Genomic DNA, 19,210 nt, shown 5'->3' on the forward strand with positions numbered 1-19,210 from the left:
TGATATCAATTACGCACTTGGAATAGCCTAGATATGGACGAGTATACCGACCTCGAACACCTCTCCCAGCGAGCACTCTGCGACATGCCGCTGGTTCGGCCAGTGCTAGATAAAATTGCTGACAAATGGACGATCATGATCCTCACAGTGATCTGTCCCAAACCTTCACGCTTCAATGAAATCAAGCGTCGTCTTGACGGGATCACACACAAGGCGCTGGCCGACGCTTTGAAACGACTTGAGCGAAACGGTCTGGTGACCAGAACCGTACTTCCAACGCAGCCAATTGGCGTTGAATACGCAATCACGCCCTTGGGGCACTCACTGCGGGAGCCATTCGAAGCGTTGTGCTCGTGGGCAGCAGCCAATGGGGACAAGGTCGAGGCTGCAACTTTGCACTATGACAATATGAGAGATCGTTGATGATTGCTTCGGTGTCAGCGCATTTAGGGCAGAAGCGACTTTACAATTATCACTTGGTCTTAGCGATATCATTCGCGTAAGACATGCGCCTGATTTCTTCTTTTTGGAGTCCTGCGCGATCTTTGCACGACCAACAGCGTTGTCTGAAGCCGCAGAACGGATATTTCCTGACCACCGTTGATAAGCACATCACGATAGGCTTGAGAGTCCCGCGACCAATGGTGCTGAGCTAACATCTATTTGCCGAGATATTGATCGTTCGTAACCTTCTCCATCCAGTCTACCGCCCGGCCGTCCTGGAATTCGTTGATGGCTATGTGGGACATGGCAGTCGTGGCCGTTGCGCCGTGCCAATGCTTCTCGCCGTGTGGAAACCAAACAACATCACCCGGACGAAATCCTTTTATCGCCCACCTTCGCGCTGGACCAATCCAAGCCCCGAGGTAACCAGCAAGGTTTGTCCAAGGGGATGAGTGTGCCATGCGGTACGGGCACCTGATTCAAAGATGACGGTCGCACCACCGACCCTAGACGGGTCTTCTGCCTGAACCGGACTATCAATCCGTACAATTCCAGTGAAACAATCTTCCGGACCTTTTGCTGACGGCTTGAAGCCATTTCGTTTGATGTCCATTGGAAAATCCTTTCCAGTGTTAGAATTTATTGATGAGCTTTTGTCGACCATAAAATCCGATAAAGTCCCCGCATGCTTGGCTTGCCGACGTTCTTGCCCGCATTGCGGACACCCCGTTAACCAAGCTGGAGCAACTGCTTCCTTGGAACAGGATACCGCCGACCATCAACGCTCAAGCGGCCTGACCTGCGGCCGTCACCGGAGGCTTACTACGGTTAAGGTGCCCGATGCGGTTCCACGATTTCGATCGAGCGCAACCACAGCGCTCTCCGCAACGCTCCCGCAATGGCCATAAACCTGGTTACGATCACTCATATCAATTTAAGCTCTTTTGCCGCCGCCGTCGCTTGAGGGAGTGATACTACTCCTAGTGCTTCCTTCGCGTTTTGGATGACGAACCTAACACCCCCATAAGATAGCCCTTCCAGATCAGCTACGACCGAAATACTTTTTCCTTCAGCGATCCAACGAAGGCATCTGGCCTCTCTCGCATTCAGTCTCGCAGCCGTTGTTCGTGTCCGCACGTGCTCCAGGCGGGCATGAAGCTGCGCTACTGCTGTGGCCGCTAGCACTGGATCTGTATCGGAGACGTCTCGTCGCACTTCGGATGGAGAATACAGCGAGAAAATCACTTGATGGCCAAAGCCGGTAGCGATTGGTACGGTCACTCCGCTCCGGATACCTAACTTTTTCGACACGCTGCGCATTGACTTGACCGGCTCAGTGGAATCTTTCAGTTGGTTCTCTTGTGACCAGGAATAGATCACGCGTCGCCGCCGTGCGTCTATGACTTCCGGGTCCTGGAGTATGCGTCGCTTAGTCAGAAACGTTTCTTGCCAATCAGGAGGCAAATTCGTCTTGTAGTCGATGGTTTCGCCCTTGAGCCTGAGATAACAGAAGTACGAGAAGCCCCCTTCCGTGGTGAGTTGAACAATCCTTTCGCATATCTGATCTGCGGCGCCTGGCAGCGCTGTCACGTCGAGCAGCTTGGTGAACCACGCATTCATGTTATGGCTCTCCCGGGACGATTGAGTGATGTTTTCATGACGAGTGCCTTAAAGGGTAACATCACGACTTAGAGATAGCTTCGCAGAGCCGTCTAACGTCCGCTCCGTGGTGGGACGCGGTAAGGCAAACCCGAACGCCTGCCCGTCCCTTGGCAACTGTCGGAAAGAATATTGCCGAGGTGTAAAACCCATTATCCAGCATCTGCCGTACGACGGATACGGCTCGATCTTCCGACCCCAGATGGATCGTTCGAATAGGGAGCAATGCACCGCTTTGCTGCGTCTGGATTAGATCGTCGAATATTGCGAGATTCGCTTGGAGGACAGCTTGTCGATGGGCCAACACATCCGTGTGGTGAAGCTGAGCCGAGGCATTCGCAGCGCCAATCGCTGCGACATTGAGCGAGGCGGAAAAAGCATGTGCTACCGAGTATCGCCGGAACAGCTCTTCCTGCCGAGCTGTCGAGAGCATTAGCAGCCCTCCCGAAGCGCCAAAACCTTTGCCCAGAGACGCGGCTATGATTGTCCGTTCGTGCAGTCGTCCTGCCAACTGCGAGCGCGCAAACCCCTCACCCGTCTTGCCCCAAATTGAAACTCCATGGGCATCGTCGATATAGAGGAAAAGGCCATATCGCTCTTGGAGTGTCCTCAGCTCAGCAATCGGAGCGCTACCGCCCATCGAGTAAACGCCGTCGCAGATGTAAGCCACCGCCTCGTTTGCACGACATAAGTCTTCAAGCGCGTTCATATCATTGTGAGGGATTGTTTCCACGCGTGTTTCGAGCGCTAGAGTACCTTTGTGAAAGGCGAGCGTTGCGTGAGCGTGACGGTCGAACACCATGAGCGGTTTCCTCCCCGACGTGAGGTGTCCCGACGCAATGATTGGTAAAGCTCCCATGTTGGCCGCAAGCACAGTGGTGTACGTGACAACGCGCGCTTGAAAAAGACTGGAGAGTCGTTCTTCCAGATCAGCAAGGATAGCAAAATTAAGCCGGGTTCGAGCGCAAGACCAGTGGAGAGTGCCGTACTTCTTCAGGGCGTCGATAGCACCTTCGATAATGGCTGGATGATTGTCCAGGCCAAGATATGAGCATCTTACAAAATCGATCACCCTGCGCACCGACTGGCCATCGTAAATTATGTCCACAGCACGACCTTCACCGGGGGTGGCATAGAGTGCCATCAGGCCCTGATTGTGAGCCGCTGAGAAATAGCTTTGCGCATGATTGATGAGATCTCGGGTATTGCGTTTGGGGTGATCGGTCATCATCGGTTGGCTCCTCCGCAAATTTAACATGCTGAGGAGCTTCGGCTAAAATCGACGTCGTTCAACGAACGGCATCGGAATTTTAAATGAAACCTTTGCGACGCCAGATTTTATATTTCGGTCGATGGCAGACCCCCTTCGTGCATATCGAGCTCGATAGCGTAGCCGCTGGTTCTGGCTGTCCGGATGACATTTCTACCAATGGCAGTGTGAAGTTGTCTTCTAAGTCGACCGACATGTACATCTACCGTCCGTAACTGCACGTAGACTTCGGGTGGCCAAGCGTTTTCGATCAGATCTTTTCTGCTGAACACTCTGCCTGGGTCGGTCAGCAGGTGCGACAGGATTTTAAATTCGGTTGGACCGAGATGCAGTGACTTACCGTAAACAATTGCCTGTTTTCGGCTGTGGTCAACCTCGATTGGCCCCAGGTGAGATGCTTCACTCATTGCCGATCGATCGCCTTGGTCTCCAAGGGGGTGATTTAGGCTTTTCAGGAAAGCTACGAGATGTGGCGGCCAAAAGGGCCGGATAAGGCACTGATCCGCACCCTCCCTCATCAGCGACATATAGAGTTCAGTGTTTCCATTGGGGATTGCAGCAAGAAGCGGCAGAGTTCTGCTGGCATCCCTGGACTTGACCAACCGACAAATGCTGACTGCATCGTCCACCTCCGCGTCCAAGACGATGCCTGCAACGCAGCAGACCGACAATTTTTCTTCCAGATCTTTTCGATTGCACAGAAGAGCGCTGAAGCCCGCGCCGTTGAGAATATGTTTCAGGATGGCGAAATAGTCCGGATTGTTTGTGTAGACGGCTATCCTCAACCACTCAGTCGTGTTCTCGGCCATGATCTCCTCGCAAGCATTACCCATGCGCATCATTTTTTGATGTCACAAAATATTCGAGAATATCGCTTATTCCATTTACAGAACGATTTTAACTACCAGAAATCATCTGAAAATTTAACTTTGGTTGAAATTCCCACAAATTTGTGACATCAAAATCTGCGTCAGCTTACGCGGTGTGTCACTTATCAAATGTTTGAAGTCACGGTGCGGGGAGCCAAGGGGCGAAAATACAGCAATTGCCTGTATCTCATTTATGAGCCAAAACGCCCGGCTCCATCCTAAATCCTGCGTCTGGGCGTAGGAGGCACAATGACATATTCGAGCTACACGGTGAGACATTCACGCGGTCCCCGCTATCGAGTGAACGATGCGCGTCTCAACTCAGCGGCTGACTTCGTTCGGTGCGTGTTCGGCGAGCAGGCAGCCACAGCTGTTGCGTTTTGCGCCCTGGATGCACGCCTTGAAGGTGACGCAGAAGAATTCAGTTTCTGGACCGCCGTATTCAAGAAGCTCACGACGATCAACTAGGCTTAGGTGGCAAATTCCTGAGTTCTTGATCAAGGCTATATGATGATGCGACCCTTCGCTGCGGTTCGCTAGGCTCTATTGACAAAGTTTTGTCCCATCTCCCTGCGGACGCTTTGTCGAAACTCCTGCCGCTGGCCTTTGACCGCTCGTGGAGTGGCAGGATTGTCCGAAATCCTTCCGCTCCGCGTTGTGTTGTGATCTCCGCTAATCTTAGACAAGCCGACCTTCATTTTGCGGTGAAACGTCGGTGCCTTCGTTGTCAGAGGCATCGCTTTCGATCACCAACCGTCTCCGGAAACGGTCGATAGCCCGTTGAAAAACGGCCGGATCGTCCAATGCCCGAGAAAGTACGATTGCTCCCTGTATGGCAAGAACTGCCTCTTCCGCGAGGAGGCGCGATTGATCGGCTTCACGGCCCTGCCGAATAAGCGCTGACTGCAATGCGTCCACCCAAGCTACGAAATAACCTCGGATGGCTTGCGCGAAGAGGTCACGCGTATTGGCCACTGCCAAGGCGCCGACGAGGCAAACGCGCCTGCCGGACTTGAAATATTGGTCCGTCGAGGCGAGCATCGCACAGATGGCGCCATTAACATCGCTCTCGTTACGCAACGGAGAATATACGGCATCCTCGAACCATTGGCCAATTTCGCCGAGAACGGCCCGCACCATCTCTTCTTTTCCGTTCGGAAAGAAGTGGTAGAGGCTGCCCTTGCCGAGACCAGTAGCCTTGCCGATCAAGGCAAGGCTTGCGCCTTCGTAGCCATGTTCGCGGAAAACTTCGGCCAACGGGGCTATGACGTCGGCTCTTTCAGCGACAATGCGGGCCATGATTAGAGGCCCAGATCGCTGAGGCTGGCGTGATCATCCGGCCGACGGCCAAGAGGCCAGTGGAACAGACGATCGCTTTCAGCAATAGGCATTTCATTGATGCTCGCGTGTCTATGCGCCATGAGACCGTCCTCTGCGAATTCCCAGTTCTCGTTACCATATGCGCGGTACCAGCGGCCGCCATCGTCGCGATATTCATACGCGTAGCGTACCGCGATGCGGTTATCGGTGAAAGCCCAAAGCTCCTTTATGAGGCGGTATTCGTGCTCCTTGTTCCACTTACGTATCAGAAATGCCTGAGCTTCTTCGCGATTGCTGGCGAACTCGACGCGGTTCCGCCAGCGGGTGTCGAGCGTATACGCCAGAGCGACTTTGGCCGCGTCTCGAGTGTTCCAGCCGTCTTCGGCCAGCCGAACCTTTTCGATGGCGGTTTCGCGAGTGAAAGGGGGAAGTGGGGGACGTGACATCTTCAGTTCCTTGTCTAGTTGAGGCTTTTGTACCGATTGGTACCATGTTTACCGATCGGTAAAATCACGCATGACCGTACCGTTGTCAAGCGGCACTTCCGTCTGGCTGTTTGAGATCGATTTGGAGCGGCACGTGGTAGACTCGTTGGCGGACGCTGCCCGACCAGGCCGGAGCGTTCTCACTCTAGTGCGATCGCGAGGGAGGCCGTACGCAACAGGGTATTTCTTGAAGACGGAGTAAATCCGGCCCAAGTCCTGTTACACAAGCTGATTCCCAAATAAGCGGAAGCGTGATTCAAGGGCTTTGCCGGCGGAGCGTGGTAGAAAGTCCCGGCTCGCGCATGACAATCGACGATATCTGAACGGCATACTACATGTTCTGCGGGTCGGCGGCCCTGGCGCGACATGCATGAGCGCTACGGAAAGTGGAATTCCGTCTATGTGCGCTTCCGCCGCTAGTCGGAACAAGGGGTGTGGGATGCACTGCTTGAAACGCTGGTCGATGACCGGCAGCACATGATCGACAGCACCTTAGTTCGCGGCCACTCTCAGGCTGCGGGCGCTGAAGGGGACTTTTAAGGAAGCTTTTGGTCGATCACGTGGCGGCTTTTCGACGAAAATCCACGCCCGCGCGGACGGTCAGGGACGCTCTCTCGGCTCCATCCTGACAGGCGGAGAGGCTTCCGACCACAATGCTGTTTCTGACCTGCTGGCGATACCAGTCGGCAAGCCGAGGCTGTTACTCGCTGACAAGGGCTACGATGGTGATTTTCTGCGCGAGGAACTCCTGATCCATGGGATCAGACCAGTCATTCCGCCGAGGGCCAACCGGAAGAACCCGCCTGTCTGCGACTTCAGGGTTTACGAGGACAGGAACCGCATCGAGCGGATGTTCAATCGCCTCAAGCAATTCCGTCGCGTTGCGACCCGATACGACAAGACACGAACATCCTTCTCAGCATTCCTTGCCCTGGCCGCCGCAAAGATATGGCTGCCATACTTTGTCAACAGGGCCTAGAAGACTCAAACTTGTAGAGTTTAGCTCCGCGGCAGCGTTCACTGCCCATCAAGACGTGAGGCACGCTGGCGAACTGCGTGAAATAACTATCCACTCGATGACCGCATCGGGCATACGCACGGGCGTAGTCAACTTATCGTATGACGGATATCGTACTGAACAACTTTCGAGCAATGGCATTATTCGAGGACATAGCCCTCTCCACGAATGGTCCTGATCAAGTCGCTGCCACCTGAGCACAGCTTGTGCCTTATCCGACCAATGTGAATATCTACAGTCCGGGGCTCGACGTTCGCCCCCGCGGGCCAGCAGGCGTCAATAAGATCTTCACGGCTGACGACGCGGTCGACGTTTTCTGCGAGATGCTGCAGGAGCCGGAAATGAAGTGGAGAAAGTTCAATCCGAGAACTGCCGCGCTTCACCCGTCTTGCCGCAACATCTATCTGGACATCAGCAAAGCGAATTATTTCTGAGCCGCGTGGGTCACCACGTTCAACTTCGTCACTGCGCAAAAAATCCAAAAGTTCTTGCGGTTCGAAAGGGCGTTTGATCACAAAGTCGAAGAGTTGATTTGCATCATAAGCCAAGCGCTCTTCGGCAAACGGAAAAGCGACCAAGTCCAAATGTGTGCGATGAACTTGAAGCCGATTTGCTGCGGCTATGAGAGTACATGCAGGGAGTGCCAGTATGGCTGCTCCCTTACATGCCATCGTCTCAGTCTTGGCGACTATCCCGTCGATGCTTGAGGCAATTTCTACCGTATGCTCTGCCTGCTGAAGCACGTATCGGAGTATGAGGTAAAGTTCAGGGTCGGTGGTGTGAACGATGATAGGACGCATTCTCGCTGCTCCCATTAGGCCTCAGGTTGGTACAAACTCGCCGCCGTTAACGTCCAGAATCGCCCCGTTTATGAAGCTTGCCTCTTCCGAAACTAGAAAAGCAACTGCAGCGGAAACGTCTTCCGTCACTCCCAATCGACCTGTAGGGATACGTTTCATCGCTTCAATATTTATGAGGCTGATTGGCGATCCGGACATCGGAGTCATGATACGGCCAGGAGCGACCACGTTTACGGTGACGCCTGCGCTCGCAAATTCGCTGACTAGAGCCCTTGCAAGTCCGCCTAGTCCCGCTTTTGAAACCGCATAAGCGACGCCAGCGACTCGAGGACGGGTGCGAGCTGCAAGCGAACCAATCAGCACGATTCGACCGAAGCCTTTACTCGCCATCGCCCCAATCGTCGCTTGCGCGCACAGAAACGCTCCAGTCAAGTTCGTGGCAATGACCTCATCCCATTCGCTGACGTGTACGTCCCCAAACCTTCTTGCACTGCCATTCGCATCTTTCGGGGAGATGCCGACACAGTAGACCATTGTGTCTGCACTTCCCCAAACTGTGCCGACCGTCTGGCAAAAAAGGGTGACCTCCCGCGGGGCTTTGACATCCACTTTCCCGATCAGCGCCCTGCCTGAGGCAAGCGCTTCGCCCAAAGTGGAGCGCGCCGCTTGCGACGCGCTCTCCGTATGGCCAAATGCGGCTACCCTGTAGCCAAGATCGAGAAGTCGTTGGACGACCGACAGACCGATTCCTGACGTGCCACCAGCGACAATTGCCGTCCTTCTCTCCCGGGGTTCGATCATGCCGCGCTGTCCATCTGTGCGAACAGAGACAAGGCCGGATGGGCGTCAGGATCCGTTTTCACCTCGATCAAAAGTGGTGATGTCCTGCTCTTAATCTTAGCAAGTGCTGTGATAAGTTGGTCCGGTCCAGACACGTAGACTGCTTCGCAACCGCACGCACGAGCAATGGCGCCGTGATCGACGTCGGCGAAATGGCACGCTGTTGTGTACGCTCCGAATTTCACGGTCTCTGCGTCTTTCTGGAAGCCCAGAATACCGTTGTTCAACACGATGATCGTGATCGGGATGTTCATACGCACAAGCGTTTCGATTTCCGCCCAGCTGTGAGCAAAACCGCCGTCGCCCACTAGTGCGACAACGTCACTCAAGGGCGCTGCCACTTTCGCTCCGATAGCTAGCGGGACTCCCCAACCAAGCCCAGCAAGGCCTCGAGGCGTTATGATACGAGTTTGAGGAGATGAGATGCGTAATTGACCGATCACCCACATCGATGAGTAACTCGCGTCTGCGACAACCGTGGTATCCGGACCGATGAGCGTCTGAAGCTCCGCCATGACGCGCTCAGGTCTCATAGGCTGTTTGTCGCAGGCTGAGTAGACCTGTCGCTCTGCGCTGAAAGCTTCCCAGCATTTGCTGAGCGTCTTCTCAACTCCCTTCCGTGAGTTGTTCCGACCGTCTGGATCAAGTGATTCTAGCTTTTGCCGCAAAGCTTTCAGAGTTTCTTGCGCATCCCCAAAAAGGCGGATCGCTTCATAGTTCCGGCCAATCTCCTGTGGATCCGCGTCAATGTGTATAATCGTTGCGTCCTGCCCATAATGTCTCCAACTGTCGGTTCCGTTCTGGTTCGTTCTCGTGCCGACTAGAAGAACGAGATCCGCATTTTGGACTACTGGAAGCGTATGGCATCCCAGTGACTTTGGGCCCACCAATGACGCTAAAACGCCTCCAGAAAGTGGGTGAAATTCATCCACCGCCCCCTTCCCCATATTGGTTGTGAAAACTGGCAACGAGCATTTCTCCTGCAGCAGCCTCAACTCTTCGATTGCGTTTGAAGTGATGACGCCACCTCCTGCGATGACAACCGGATTTAGGGCGGCAGCAATCGCATCGGCGGCAATTTTGATTTGCTCATCTGAAGGTCTGTATCTATCGAGCGGCCAGTTTCCGAGGCTGTGGCGTCTTACCCGTGTCTGCGTTACCGCTTTAGCCCGTAATAAATCAGCAGGAAGGAGCAGGGCGACGGGGCCTGGTCTTCCGGATGTCGCTGCTGTAAACGCTGCGTCGATGTAATCGTCGACACGATCCGCTACATTGATGCGCTTGACCGATTTCGTGCAGGATTGAAAGAGGCTGATCTGATCAAGGTCCTGGAATGCGTTGCGGTCCGTCTGATCACGCTCGACATCTTGTACTAATGCGATGACGGGAACGCTTGCTTTCATGGCTTCCGCCAAGGGTGCTACGAGAAGTGCTGCTGCCGGGCCATTTTGGGCCGCAACAACTCCCACTTTCCCCGAACGACGGGCATATCCATCAGCCATCGCACCGCCCATGTTTTCCTGCCGGTAGGCGACTTGCCGGATGCCTAGTTTCTCGGCAGCCAGGATCACTGCTGACGGGAGGCTTTGACCGAAAATAAACTCAACGCCGTGCCTCATCAGGCCGATGGCGATCTGCTCCGCAACCGTGAAGTTTGAGGTATTCGTGGGCATTATGCGGCCTCCCCGGCTTTGTTAAGATCGGAAACTAGAAAGTCGTCAAAGACGGAAATGATTTGGTCCGCATCTGCTTCGCTCATCGGAGTAGAGAGCGAGGCTGCCGCTCCTCTCGGCAAGATGATGCCATTTGCTGCGAAATGGCGATGCAGGCGGCTTAGTGTCTTTTCGTCGTCGGAAATAGTGTGCGCCTGTCGGACAGTACCCGACGCTGTTGAACTGGCATGGATGCGAAATAACGAAGCGGCGCCAGTCACGAAAAAAGCTGCGCCGTGATGGGCAATGCGCGACGCCAAACCGCCCCTGACGCGGTCGCCCAGATCTTCGAGCCGTTCGAAGGTGGCTCTCGTCAAACTCTCCATTGCAACTTTCCCCGCCATCATCGAAACAGGATTCGCTGCAAAAGTGCCACCTTGAGGCAGTCCCGCAATCTTATCGTCACTTGCAAATAGGCTCATGACTTCAGCGCGTCCCCCGACCGCACCTATGGGGAAGCCCCCGCCAATAATCTTACCCATCGTAATCAGGTCCGGTTCAAGACCGTATCGATGGGAGGCTCCATGAAATCCTTGGCGCAAGTTGAGAACCTCGTCGGCTATCAGTATCACGCCATGTTTCTTCGCCAGGAGGTTGACGGTCTCAAGAAATTCCGGATGCGGTCGCATAAAGCCCGCGCGGCTAGGCATGGGATCAAAGAGAAGTGCGGCAAGACGATGCGAATTCTCCTCCACTTTAAGTTTCAGATCGTCTATATCGTTAAAATCAATGACGATTACATCGTCGAGAACATGGCTCGGCGTACCAGCGAAGCTTGAAACCGGCATACCACCAGCGGTCTTCTGTCCGGCTTCCGCCCAGTCGTAAGCCCCGTGATAAGCGCCTGCCAGTCGCGCGACAGCGGTCCGTCCTGTTGCTGCTCGCGCTGCTTTGATCGCAAACATGACGGCGTCCGTACCGCTCGTGACAAAGCGTATTTTCTCAACCGCAGGAATTCGATCGACCAATAGTTCCGCAAGCTCGATTTCATGTCTCATGGGGTTGGCGAAACACGTGCCGCGGCGCAGTGCTGCGGCCGTCGCCTCGACCACAGGTGGAAATCCGTGACCATGTATAAGCGTCGTGAAGTTGTTGTTCAGGTCAAGAAAACGGCGCCCATCGACGTCCGTTAGATATGCGCCCTCGCCGAAATCGGCGAAGACGGGAAAAGGATCTCTTTCAACCGTCGCCCTCGTGATGCCGCCCGGAAACACCGAGCGTGCACGCTCGAAGAGTTCCTCCGATCGCTTCCCCCCGGTCTTTAACGCCGGCGATGCACTGCGATTTGATGTCATAATCTCTGTCCTCATCAAGTTTAAAGAACAGGTTTGCCTGCCCTTCACATTTTGTTGCAACAAAATTAGGAGGAGTCAATATGTGACATCAATTATTAGATTGGGCTTCAGTCCGGTTCGCCTGGCGCTTCTCGACGTAATTTCCTGTAACCGTCGCGAATATCGTTCTCAAAAGCAGCCCGTACACTTATCGGGTCTTTCTCGATTAGTGCCTCGATCACGACGACATGATTGTGCACGCCGCTGCGAGTTTCCGCGAATTCAGGGTACAGATTGAGAAGGGTTGGCCCGATGCGCACCCACAGTGATTCTATCATCTCCAGCAGGCCGCTCATGCCGCATAGATTATATACCGCGAAGTGAAATTCTTTATTGTGCCAGAGCGCGTCCTGATACCTGGCTTCTTCCAACGAACTATTGATAAAGCCTTGTATTTCCTGCAATTTTTTTACCGTTTCGGCAGTCGCGTTGCGCGCACCATATTCAGCAGCGGTGCCCTCAAGCGCGATCCGGGTGACCGTTATGTCCTTCAACTGACTACGACTTATGGTCGGCACAACCAGAGTTTTAGGCCCTGAAAATACAAGCGCCGACTCCGTTATGAGCCGATTGAGGGCGTCACGAGCCGGCGTCGTGCTCACGTCCAACTCGGCCGCCACGCCTCTGACGGTGAACTTATACCCGGGCGCGTAGCGCCCTCTGATCATACGCTCCCGGAGAACGTCGTACACGGCGTTCCCCTTACGCTGTCCCTGGACAGCTACATCACCCTCATCGCGCGTACTGGCCGTCATTTTCCCTCGGTCCTTGTTGACTTACTTTATTTTTGATGTCACAAAAATCGAGTGTGAACTAATTGCAAAGCTTATGTGACGCCAATTTCCGATTTCTACCACGCTTTGGATGTCTCGTCGCCGGGTCTGTTTTGTTCTTACACACTCGCTGACTTCATAGGCTGATCTGCAGCTATAAGATGAGGAGGATACATTTTGATTGGAGAAACCTTGCACCTTAATCGCTTGGTAAAAAGATACGATGAGACACTCGCCGTCGATGATTTGAATTTAACCGTCAATGCTGGAGAGTTCGTTTCCGTGCTCGGTCCATCCGGCTCCGGCAAGACAAGTATTCTGTCCATGGTTGCCGGGTTCGAGAGGCCGAGCAGTGGAGAAATCCTCATCGGTTCGAGAAACGTGACTCAGCTTGCTCCCAATGACCGTGACATCGGTATGGTGTTCCAAAAGTACGCTCTCTTCCCCCATCTGACCGTAAGACAGAACATTGCCTTCCCCTTGAAGTTGAAAAAACGATGGAAAGAGAGATGGCGGTCGCGAGCGGACGAGATGCTTGAACTTGTTCAACTGGCTTCATTTGCGGACAGACTTCCCGCTCAATTGTCTGGCGGGCAGCAGCAACGTGTTGCTGTAGCGCGCGCTCTCGCTTTCGAACCGCCTCTGATGCTGATGGATGAGCCGTTGGGAGCCTTGGACAAGAAGCTTCGAGAAGCCATGCAGATTGAAATTAAAAGGATTCAGCAATCCGTTGGCGCGACAATTCTCTACGTGACGCACGATCAGGAAGAAGCGCTGACAATGTCGGATCGGGTCGCCATTATGAAAAGCGGAAGGGTTGTACAAATCGGCACCCCCGTTGAGCTTTACCGAGCGCCAAAGTCGATGTTTGTCGCAGATTTCGTGGGTAGGATGAATTTTCTCGACGGTGACAGGCTTTTTACAAAGGAGGGCGGACAGCAAATACGTTTATCCGAGAATACCGTTCTCACAATGCTAGCAGACTGCGGTATTCAAACGGATTCATCAGGCGAAGAAGAAAGGGTGACGATTGCCTTGAGGCCTGAGCTCATTGGAATAGAGGCACGCAAGGAAAGGAAACCAAATCGAATTCCAGGTGTAATAGAACACTCCATCTTTATGGGCGCACATAACGTACTGATCGTCCGTCTAAGTCTGCCGGGGCGGCCAGCAGTCGAGGCGCAGATACCCCACTTCTCCAGCGTGGAACCCTTTAAATCCGGGCAGGAGGTCGATGTCATCATCGAACCTACCACATTGACCTGTTTCTCTGCATCCGAGAGGTGCGCTGCATGAGGCTCTTTCTAAAGAAGTCACGTCGCCCGCAATGGCAGAGCGTATTGCTCGCACCTTCCTCAGCAACAACGTACTCCCACTCAACAGCGATACTTTTGCTATTACCATTTCTGGTGGTGATGCTCGCGGGTTTCGTTTATCCGCTCGTCAAATTGGTCGCTTTGAGCCTGCCTGATTTGAGCTTCCACCACTACATCAGGATCGTAGACGAACCGCTTTACCTAGCTGTTCTGTTTTCAACAGTCGCTGTCGCTGTTGCAGTTATGGGCGCTGCGCTTCTTCTTGGATTTCCAGTCGCATATGTTATGACGCGCCTCAAAGGGCGATGGGCCACAATCGTAGCAGCCTGCGTTATCATCCCCTTGTGGACCTCTGTACTCATCAGATCATACGCCTGGATTGTGCTCCTGCAACGCAACGGCTTGATCAACGAATTACTTATCTCTGCAGGCATGATCTCTAGTCCGTTAAAGATGATTTACACCCAGGGTGCAGTCATCTTGGCAATGACGCATGTTCTGCTTCCCTTCATGATCCTTCCCATTTATGCCGCCCTGCGTGCGATACCACACCACTTCATAAACGCGGCGCGAACCCTCGGATCCGGACCGATTCACGCATTCGTCAGGATCACAGTGCCCTTGGCGCTCCCTGGGATATTTGCAGGATGCGTCATGTGCTTTGTGCTGGCCCTCGGCTTCTACGTCACGCCAGCTCTGGTCGGTGGACCGGGTTCATTGATGATGGCGACACTCATAGGTCAGCAAACAACGGTCCTGCTTGATTGGCCGTTCGCCGCAGCGCTGTCCACTGTTCTGTTGGCGTTCACTCTGACAGTCATCATCCTCTTTAGAAAGACGTTAGCACTTAGCAAAGGATTGACCAGTGGTATCTGACAACCTCAGCCTCGCCTCGCACGATTTGCTGACCAAGCAACCTCATGCTCTTGCCCCTGTAAGAGTCGTTATGGGGACGATGCTCTCAGCATCAATCGTCACAGCAATTCTAGTATTCCTTGTTCTTCCGACATTGTTGGTGGTTCCGTTAAGTCTGAATGATGGATCCTACCTGGAATTCCCGCCGCGCGGCTTAACCATGAAATGGTATCAAGCGTATTTCGCTGATGTCGATTGGATGAGCGCCACTCGCTTTAGCTTGAAGATCGCATTTCTGACTGCAACATTATCCACGCTAATCGGAACTATGGCATCTTTAGCTATCTCGAAAAGCACGCTGCCGGGCCGTGGGTCGCTTCAGGCGCTCGCGCTCGGTCCCATGATCGTTCCGCACGTCGTTGTCGGTGTCGCACTTTATCTGGTTTTTTCGCCGCTACGAATGACTGGCACGACTTACGGCTTCGTTCTTGCGCACACAGTGCTCGCTGTTCCGTACGTCGTGATTGTCGTCGGCGCTGCATTGCAGAAACTCGACAACACCCTCGAACTGGCGGCAAGAAGCTGCGGTGCAAACCGTGTCCAAGCATTCTTCTTAGTAGAATTGCCCATTATCGCCCCGAGTGTGGCGGCGGCCGCGGTCTTCTCATTCCTCGCATCTTTCGACGATGCGACAGTCTCCTTTTTCATCTCGGACATCGCAGGCAAGTCCATCGGAAGAAAGATGTTCGAGGACATCGACTTCAATCTGACACCTATAATAGCAGCTGCATCAACCGTGCTTATCGCGTTTTCGCTTGTTCTCATGGCTTGCGCACAACGGCTGACAGCGAAGCGCTCGAGATAGAATAGTCAACAGCTAGAAAGGACTTCAAAATGATCCACTCCGGTCAGACGCCGAAGGCTTGCCAAATTTTGGTCGGGTATTCGGTCGCAGCTACACTGCTTGCCACAGCGCTCATGCCATTTTCCGCAGAAGGGGCTGAAAGTGTCGTCATCGCCACAACAGGAGGAACATACGAAAAAGTTTTACGTGAGGAATGGTTCGATCCCTTCACGAAAGCGACCGGCATCGAAGTCGTAGCAGTTTCTGCTACCGACGCTGAAAAGCGAGCCAAAGCATCAGCAATGGTGCAAACTGGGAACGTGACTTGGGATCTGTTCTTAGAAGGAGAAATCCAGGCGGGATCCCAGCGCCACTTCGACATCACCGAGGACTTGACCCAGTTTTGTAAGCGGTACACTCAAAACATCGATCTGGTCTCCGACGCTTGTGCAAGAGGGGGTGCGCGTCTTCAGTCGACCGCGACGCTTCTAGCGTATAAGCCAAGCGAAGGCGCCGAAAATCCCAAAAATTGGGCCGACATGTGGGACACCGAGCGTTTTCCTGGAGGAAGGGCGTTCCCCAATTTTGACGACCCCTGGCGGGTATTGGCAGCTGCTCTTCTAGCGGATGGTGTCAGCAAGCAAGACCTTTTCCCTTTGGACGTCGATAGAGCTCTGCGGAAACTTGAAAACATCCGCCCGGCGGTTGAGCTCTGGTGGAAGACCGGCGACCAGAGCGTTCAAGGCTTTCGAAACGGCGAGTACAGTCTCGGTCAGATTTGGCTGACGAGGGCAAAAGCCCTCCAGACTGAGGGCTTTCAAATCGGCTGGACTTACGATGGCGCATTTCTGGTTGGCGACCGAATCGCACTCATAAAAGGAGCAAAAAACCACGACAATGCACTCAAACTCGTCGCTTTCTGGCTCGAACATCCCGAAGCTCAAGCGAAAGCATGCGAGCGGCTTTCGTGTACGCCTCCAAGTCGCAGCGCCATCGAGATGATGTCAAAAGAAGCGCGAGAAGGGTTGCCATCTGCAGAGGAGATGGACAGCAAGGTCATCATTCCCAATGCCGAGTGGATAAACGCAAACATGGGATTGCTTGTCCAGCGGTGGAACAGCTGGATTCGCTGAGCGTGAAACATGTCTCAAGGCTAAGAGCAGCTGTACTTTCCACATGAATACGCGCTTAAGGCGGCGAGATGTCACGGGGCACTCTCATCGAGCCGTCGCCTCCGCGATTCTCGAAAAGCCTACAATCGCGCTTCAGCGCGTTGGAAGGATGCCCGTTGAACTGAAAGCTACAGGACGGCTGTAACCGAGATACGGTTAAGATAATCGATGTGCCCAACGAGCCCAGAGCGGGCGCGATAATCAAGTTCCGTTGTGGTGCAACGTTGTCCGGCTGCGGGACACCGCGAAGTTACGACTTTCAAACTCTCATCGAAATTTCCTCTCGCTTATTTCTAGGCGGGAGACCTCACCCAGAAATCAGATCATCGTGTTCGCAGCTGTCAGACGCTGCGCTGTCTAGGGAGCCACATCGTGGAAAACTTTGACCTCGTATCGAAATTGAAAGATCCAAGCCTCTTTGTAGAAAGGGCGTTTGTCGATGGCGAATGGATGGCGACCGGAAGCGGAGCAACATTCGATGTTCTCGACCCTGCGACAGGTCGTAGGATCGCGTCGGTGCCAGATCTCGATGCGGACGACCTCGAAAAAGCTATCCACGCTGCCAGCCACGCGCAGAAGTTTTGGGCTAAGCTGACGGGCAAGCAGCGTGCTTCAACGCTACGAAGATTCCACGATCTTGTAGTAGAAAACGTAGATGATTTGGCGATTATTCTAACAGCTGAAATGGGCAAGCCACTCCAAGAAGCCCGGGGAGAGATTCTCTACGGCGCCGCATATATCGAATGGTTCGCAGAAGAGGCAAAGCGTCTGAACGGCGATGTGATCCCGGCTCATCAGGCCGATAAGCGCATCCTCGTTATAAAAAGGCCAGTCGGCGTCGTTGGCGCCATCACGCCATGGAATTTTCCGAACGCTATGCTTGCCCGCAAGTTGGCGCCCGCCTTGGCAGTCGGCTGCTCAATTATCGCAAAGCCAGCCGCACAGACGCCGCTTTCGGCGCTGGCTCTCGCCGTCCTTAGCGAACGCGCCGGCCTACCAAGAGGTGTCTTCAATGTTGTCACATCAAGCGACGCGGAGATGGTCGGACAAAGTTTCTGCGCAAATGAGTTGGTCGCGAAGATCTCGTTCACCGGGTCGACCAATGTCGGCCGCATTCTGATGCGTCAAGGAGCCGATCAGATCAAGAAGTTCAGCCTTGAGCTAGGTGGCAATGCGCCTTTTATAGTGTTTGACGATGCCGACATTGACGCAGCCGTCGAAGGGGCTGTTGCGGCTAAATTCCGGAATGCAGGCCAAACCTGCGTGTGTGCAAATCGCATCTATGTCCAATCAAGCGTCTATGATGAGTTTGCGGCCAAGCTCGCAAAACGCGTTGAAGCCCTCAAGGTAGGGAATGGCTTTGATGCTGGCGTAGAGATCGGACCTCTGATTGACGGCAACGCGATGAAGAAGGTTAGGGGCCATCTCGATAACGCTTTGGCAAACGGTGCACGCGTGGTGGCCGGCGGTTCTTCAGCCCAACACGGCGGGCAGTTCTTTGCTCCCACCGTGCTCGTCGGGGTCACCTCGGACATGAAAGTCACTCGCGAAGAGACCTTTGGGCCTTTGGCTCCTCTCATCTCGTTCGATTCGGAAGAGGAAGTGATCCGCTTGGCCAATGATTCTAAATTTGGCCTGGCCGGCTATTTCTACTCGAAGGATTTCGCCCGCATTTTCAGGATAGCCGAGGATATGGAGACTGGAATGGTCGGCGTAAACACAGGCCTTATCTCTACGGAATTGGCCCCTTTCGGAGGTGTCAAGCAGTCTGGACTCGGACGTGAGGGATCGAAATACGGCATTGATGACTACACCGAGCTCAAGTACGTTTGCTTGAGTTTTTAAAAGCACTGGCACGTTGCCAAAATGGGTTCGCTGAGCAGTAAGCATGGCGTCTATTTGGAGGCGGCCGGTACCAGTATGCTCAAACGAGAAGCCAGACCGAAACTCTGCAGGTAATCAGTCAGCGGGTGCTCGTGCAGACAGAATGACCGTGCGCTCGCCGACAATTCCGACTTCGACCCACTCATACATAGCTGCATGCTTTGCCGCTGATTGCACTGTGAGCTATGGATTCGAAAGAGGCATGTACAGGGCCAGCTATTGAGCGGAATAGAACCCTCCTCCCCTCTGCTGTTTGACGGTAGATCTCATCCGATCTCTAAGAGCCTCTTGGTTCAAAATCCAACTTCTAACTTTCGTATATTTGGTAATGGGAGTTAAACAACGAATGTTAGACAAATTTTTTATCTGCGTCTCAGAAATAGTTAGCGCTCATTGACTGAGACTTGGCCCAGCCCATTCGGTTCCCCACTTCAACAAAACGGGCGGGGCGAAACCACACAGACCTTCCTGCCGCTTGACTTCTTCAGTCAATGCATCCGTGGACAGTGCGCAAGCCACTTGTGGTGAGCAAGGTGCGTCAGCAAGTTGGGTTCAGCAGCAAGGCGGCGCTCAATAAGTTGAGGGCCTACTGGCACAGTTTGACCTGCGTGGTGG

17 protein-coding genes and 3 pseudogenes are annotated in these 19,210 nt (G+C 53.7%); 9 read left to right on the forward strand and 11 right to left on the reverse strand.

All coding sequences use genetic code 11. The features are described 5' to 3' along the window. Nucleotides 1–33 precede the first annotated feature (33 nt). On the forward strand, nt 34–423 hold the full coding sequence (locus tag QRN85_RS21205; protein WP_112965002.1) for a winged helix-turn-helix transcriptional regulator: 390 nt from the start codon (nt 34–36) through the stop codon (nt 421–423). Nucleotides 424–659: 236 nt separating this feature from the next. Here QRN85_RS21205 and QRN85_RS21210 read toward each other — a convergent pair. Then, nucleotides 660–1,057: pseudogene (locus tag QRN85_RS21210) on the reverse strand ((R)-mandelonitrile lyase). 68 nt (nt 1,058–1,125) lie between these two features. Here QRN85_RS21210 and QRN85_RS21215 point away from each other — a divergent pair. Then, nucleotides 1,126–1,242: pseudogene (locus tag QRN85_RS21215) on the forward strand (transposase domain-containing protein); the annotation flags it as partial. Between the two features lie 126 nt (nt 1,243–1,368). Here the strand turns inward: QRN85_RS21215 and QRN85_RS21220 are convergent. From QRN85_RS21220 to QRN85_RS21230, 3 genes are all read right to left on the reverse strand, one after another. After that, nucleotides 1,369–2,064, reverse strand: coding sequence for an autoinducer binding domain-containing protein (locus QRN85_RS21220; protein ID WP_284760006.1), 696 nt, complete (start codon nt 2,062–2,064; stop codon nt 1,369–1,371). A 61-nt stretch (nt 2,065–2,125) separates the two neighbouring features. After that, on the reverse strand, nt 2,126–3,334 hold the full coding sequence (locus QRN85_RS21225) for an 8-amino-7-oxononanoate synthase family protein (protein WP_284760008.1): 1,209 nt from the start codon (nt 3,332–3,334) through the stop codon (nt 2,126–2,128). 107 nt (nt 3,335–3,441) lie between these two features. Further along, on the reverse strand, nt 3,442–4,182 hold the full coding sequence (locus QRN85_RS21230; RefSeq protein ID WP_284760009.1) for a winged helix-turn-helix domain-containing protein: 741 nt from the start codon (nt 4,180–4,182) through the stop codon (nt 3,442–3,444). 309 nt (nt 4,183–4,491) lie between these two features. Here QRN85_RS21230 and QRN85_RS21235 point away from each other — a divergent pair, with 309 nt between their 5' ends. Then, a complete protein-coding gene (locus QRN85_RS21235) occupies nt 4,492–4,710 on the forward strand; it encodes a Y4oE-related protein (RefSeq protein ID WP_156462153.1) in 219 nt (72 codons plus the stop codon). A 210-nt stretch (nt 4,711–4,920) separates the two neighbouring features. Here the strand turns inward: QRN85_RS21235 and QRN85_RS21240 are convergent, their stop codons facing one another. Beyond that, entirely contained in the window at nt 4,921–5,541 is a 621-nt protein-coding gene (locus tag QRN85_RS21240) for a TetR/AcrR family transcriptional regulator (RefSeq protein ID WP_284760010.1), read from the reverse strand. A gap of 2 nt (nt 5,542–5,543) precedes the next feature. After that, nucleotides 5,544–6,008, reverse strand: a complete 465-nt coding sequence (locus tag QRN85_RS21245; protein ID WP_062590616.1) for a nuclear transport factor 2 family protein — start codon at nt 6,006–6,008, stop codon at nt 5,544–5,546. A 304-nt stretch (nt 6,009–6,312) separates the two neighbouring features. Here QRN85_RS21245 and QRN85_RS24575 point away from each other — a divergent pair. Continuing rightward, nucleotides 6,313–7,026: pseudogene (locus QRN85_RS24575) on the forward strand (IS5 family transposase). Nucleotides 7,027–7,205: 179 nt separating this feature from the next. Here QRN85_RS24575 and QRN85_RS21255 read toward each other — a convergent pair. From QRN85_RS21255 to QRN85_RS21275, 5 genes are all read right to left on the reverse strand, one after another. Continuing rightward, nucleotides 7,206–7,865, reverse strand: a complete 660-nt coding sequence (locus tag QRN85_RS21255; RefSeq protein WP_162726811.1) for a winged helix-turn-helix domain-containing protein — start codon at nt 7,863–7,865, stop codon at nt 7,206–7,208. A 21-nt stretch (nt 7,866–7,886) separates the two neighbouring features. After that, complete coding sequence (gene fabG / locus QRN85_RS21260) at nt 7,887–8,666, reverse strand: 3-oxoacyl-ACP reductase FabG (RefSeq protein ID WP_284760012.1); 780 nt, start codon at nt 8,664–8,666, stop codon at nt 7,887–7,889. After that, nucleotides 8,663–10,378 (reverse strand): acetolactate synthase catalytic subunit, encoded by a 1,716-nt coding sequence (locus QRN85_RS21265; protein WP_062590621.1) that lies wholly within the window; start codon nt 10,376–10,378, stop codon nt 8,663–8,665. Before QRN85_RS21265 ends, fabG begins: the two co-directional genes overlap by 4 nt. Further along, a complete protein-coding gene (locus QRN85_RS21270; protein WP_284760013.1) occupies nt 10,378–11,712 on the reverse strand; it encodes an aspartate aminotransferase family protein in 1,335 nt (444 codons plus the stop codon). Before QRN85_RS21270 ends, QRN85_RS21265 begins: the two co-directional genes overlap by 1 nt. A gap of 107 nt (nt 11,713–11,819) precedes the next feature. Further along, a complete protein-coding gene (locus QRN85_RS21275) occupies nt 11,820–12,506 on the reverse strand; it encodes a GntR family transcriptional regulator (RefSeq protein ID WP_112965018.1) in 687 nt (228 codons plus the stop codon). Nucleotides 12,507–12,701: 195 nt separating this feature from the next. Here QRN85_RS21275 and QRN85_RS21280 point away from each other — a divergent pair, with 195 nt between their 5' ends. The 5 genes from QRN85_RS21280 to QRN85_RS21300 all read left to right on the forward strand — a co-directional run bounded on the left by QRN85_RS21280 (nt 12,702) and on the right by QRN85_RS21300 (nt 18,556). Further along, complete coding sequence (locus QRN85_RS21280; RefSeq protein ID WP_112965020.1) at nt 12,702–13,820, forward strand: ABC transporter ATP-binding protein; 1,119 nt, start codon at nt 12,702–12,704, stop codon at nt 13,818–13,820. Further along, nucleotides 13,817–14,716, forward strand: a complete 900-nt coding sequence (locus QRN85_RS21285) for an ABC transporter permease (RefSeq protein ID WP_284760014.1) — start codon at nt 13,817–13,819, stop codon at nt 14,714–14,716. Before QRN85_RS21280 ends, QRN85_RS21285 begins: the two co-directional genes overlap by 4 nt. A 70-nt stretch (nt 14,717–14,786) precedes the next feature. Beyond that, entirely contained in the window at nt 14,787–15,560 is a 774-nt protein-coding gene (locus tag QRN85_RS21290) for an ABC transporter permease (RefSeq protein ID WP_284760075.1), read from the forward strand. A gap of 29 nt (nt 15,561–15,589) precedes the next feature. Then, nucleotides 15,590–16,672, forward strand: a complete 1,083-nt coding sequence (locus QRN85_RS21295) for an ABC transporter substrate-binding protein (RefSeq protein ID WP_502870816.1) — start codon at nt 15,590–15,592, stop codon at nt 16,670–16,672. 408 nt (nt 16,673–17,080) lie between these two features. Then, nucleotides 17,081–18,556 (forward strand): NAD-dependent succinate-semialdehyde dehydrogenase, encoded by a 1,476-nt coding sequence (locus tag QRN85_RS21300; protein ID WP_284760079.1) that lies wholly within the window; start codon nt 17,081–17,083, stop codon nt 18,554–18,556. Nucleotides 18,557–19,210: the final 654 nt, after the last annotated feature.

The sequence above is a fragment of the Agrobacterium sp. fls2-241-TYG-188a genome (assembly GCF_030209845.1).

What these genes read in the sequence shown, in the direction of transcription:
- QRN85_RS21205 (WP_112965002.1), top strand. Translation starts at nt 34, where the DNA reads ATGGACGAGTATACCGACCTCGAACACCTCTCCCAGCGAGCACTCTGC.
- QRN85_RS21220 (WP_284760006.1), bottom strand. Translation starts at nt 2,064, where the DNA reads ATGAATGCGTGGTTCACCAAGCTGCTCGACGTGACAGCGCTGCCAGGC.
- QRN85_RS21225 (WP_284760008.1), bottom strand. Translation starts at nt 3,334, where the DNA reads ATGATGACCGATCACCCCAAACGCAATACCCGAGATCTCATCAATCAT.
- QRN85_RS21230 (WP_284760009.1), bottom strand. Translation starts at nt 4,182, where the DNA reads ATGGCCGAGAACACGACTGAGTGGTTGAGGATAGCCGTCTACACAAAC.
- QRN85_RS21235 (WP_156462153.1), top strand. Translation starts at nt 4,492, where the DNA reads ATGACATATTCGAGCTACACGGTGAGACATTCACGCGGTCCCCGCTAT.
- QRN85_RS21240 (WP_284760010.1), bottom strand. Translation starts at nt 5,541, where the DNA reads ATGGCCCGCATTGTCGCTGAAAGAGCCGACGTCATAGCCCCGTTGGCC.
- QRN85_RS21245 (WP_062590616.1), bottom strand. Translation starts at nt 6,008, where the DNA reads ATGTCACGTCCCCCACTTCCCCCTTTCACTCGCGAAACCGCCATCGAA.
- QRN85_RS21255 (WP_162726811.1), bottom strand. Translation starts at nt 7,865, where the DNA reads ATGCGTCCTATCATCGTTCACACCACCGACCCTGAACTTTACCTCATA.
- fabG (WP_284760012.1), bottom strand. Translation starts at nt 8,666, where the DNA reads ATGATCGAACCCCGGGAGAGAAGGACGGCAATTGTCGCTGGTGGCACG.
- QRN85_RS21265 (WP_062590621.1), bottom strand. Translation starts at nt 10,378, where the DNA reads ATGCCCACGAATACCTCAAACTTCACGGTTGCGGAGCAGATCGCCATC.
- QRN85_RS21270 (WP_284760013.1), bottom strand. Translation starts at nt 11,712, where the DNA reads ATGACATCAAATCGCAGTGCATCGCCGGCGTTAAAGACCGGGGGGAAG.
- QRN85_RS21275 (WP_112965018.1), bottom strand. Translation starts at nt 12,506, where the DNA reads ATGACGGCCAGTACGCGCGATGAGGGTGATGTAGCTGTCCAGGGACAG.
- QRN85_RS21285 (WP_284760014.1), top strand. Translation starts at nt 13,817, where the DNA reads ATGAGGCTCTTTCTAAAGAAGTCACGTCGCCCGCAATGGCAGAGCGTA.
- QRN85_RS21290 (WP_284760075.1), top strand. Translation starts at nt 14,787, where the DNA reads ATGGGGACGATGCTCTCAGCATCAATCGTCACAGCAATTCTAGTATTC.
- QRN85_RS21295 (WP_502870816.1), top strand. Translation starts at nt 15,590, where the DNA reads ATGATCCACTCCGGTCAGACGCCGAAGGCTTGCCAAATTTTGGTCGGG.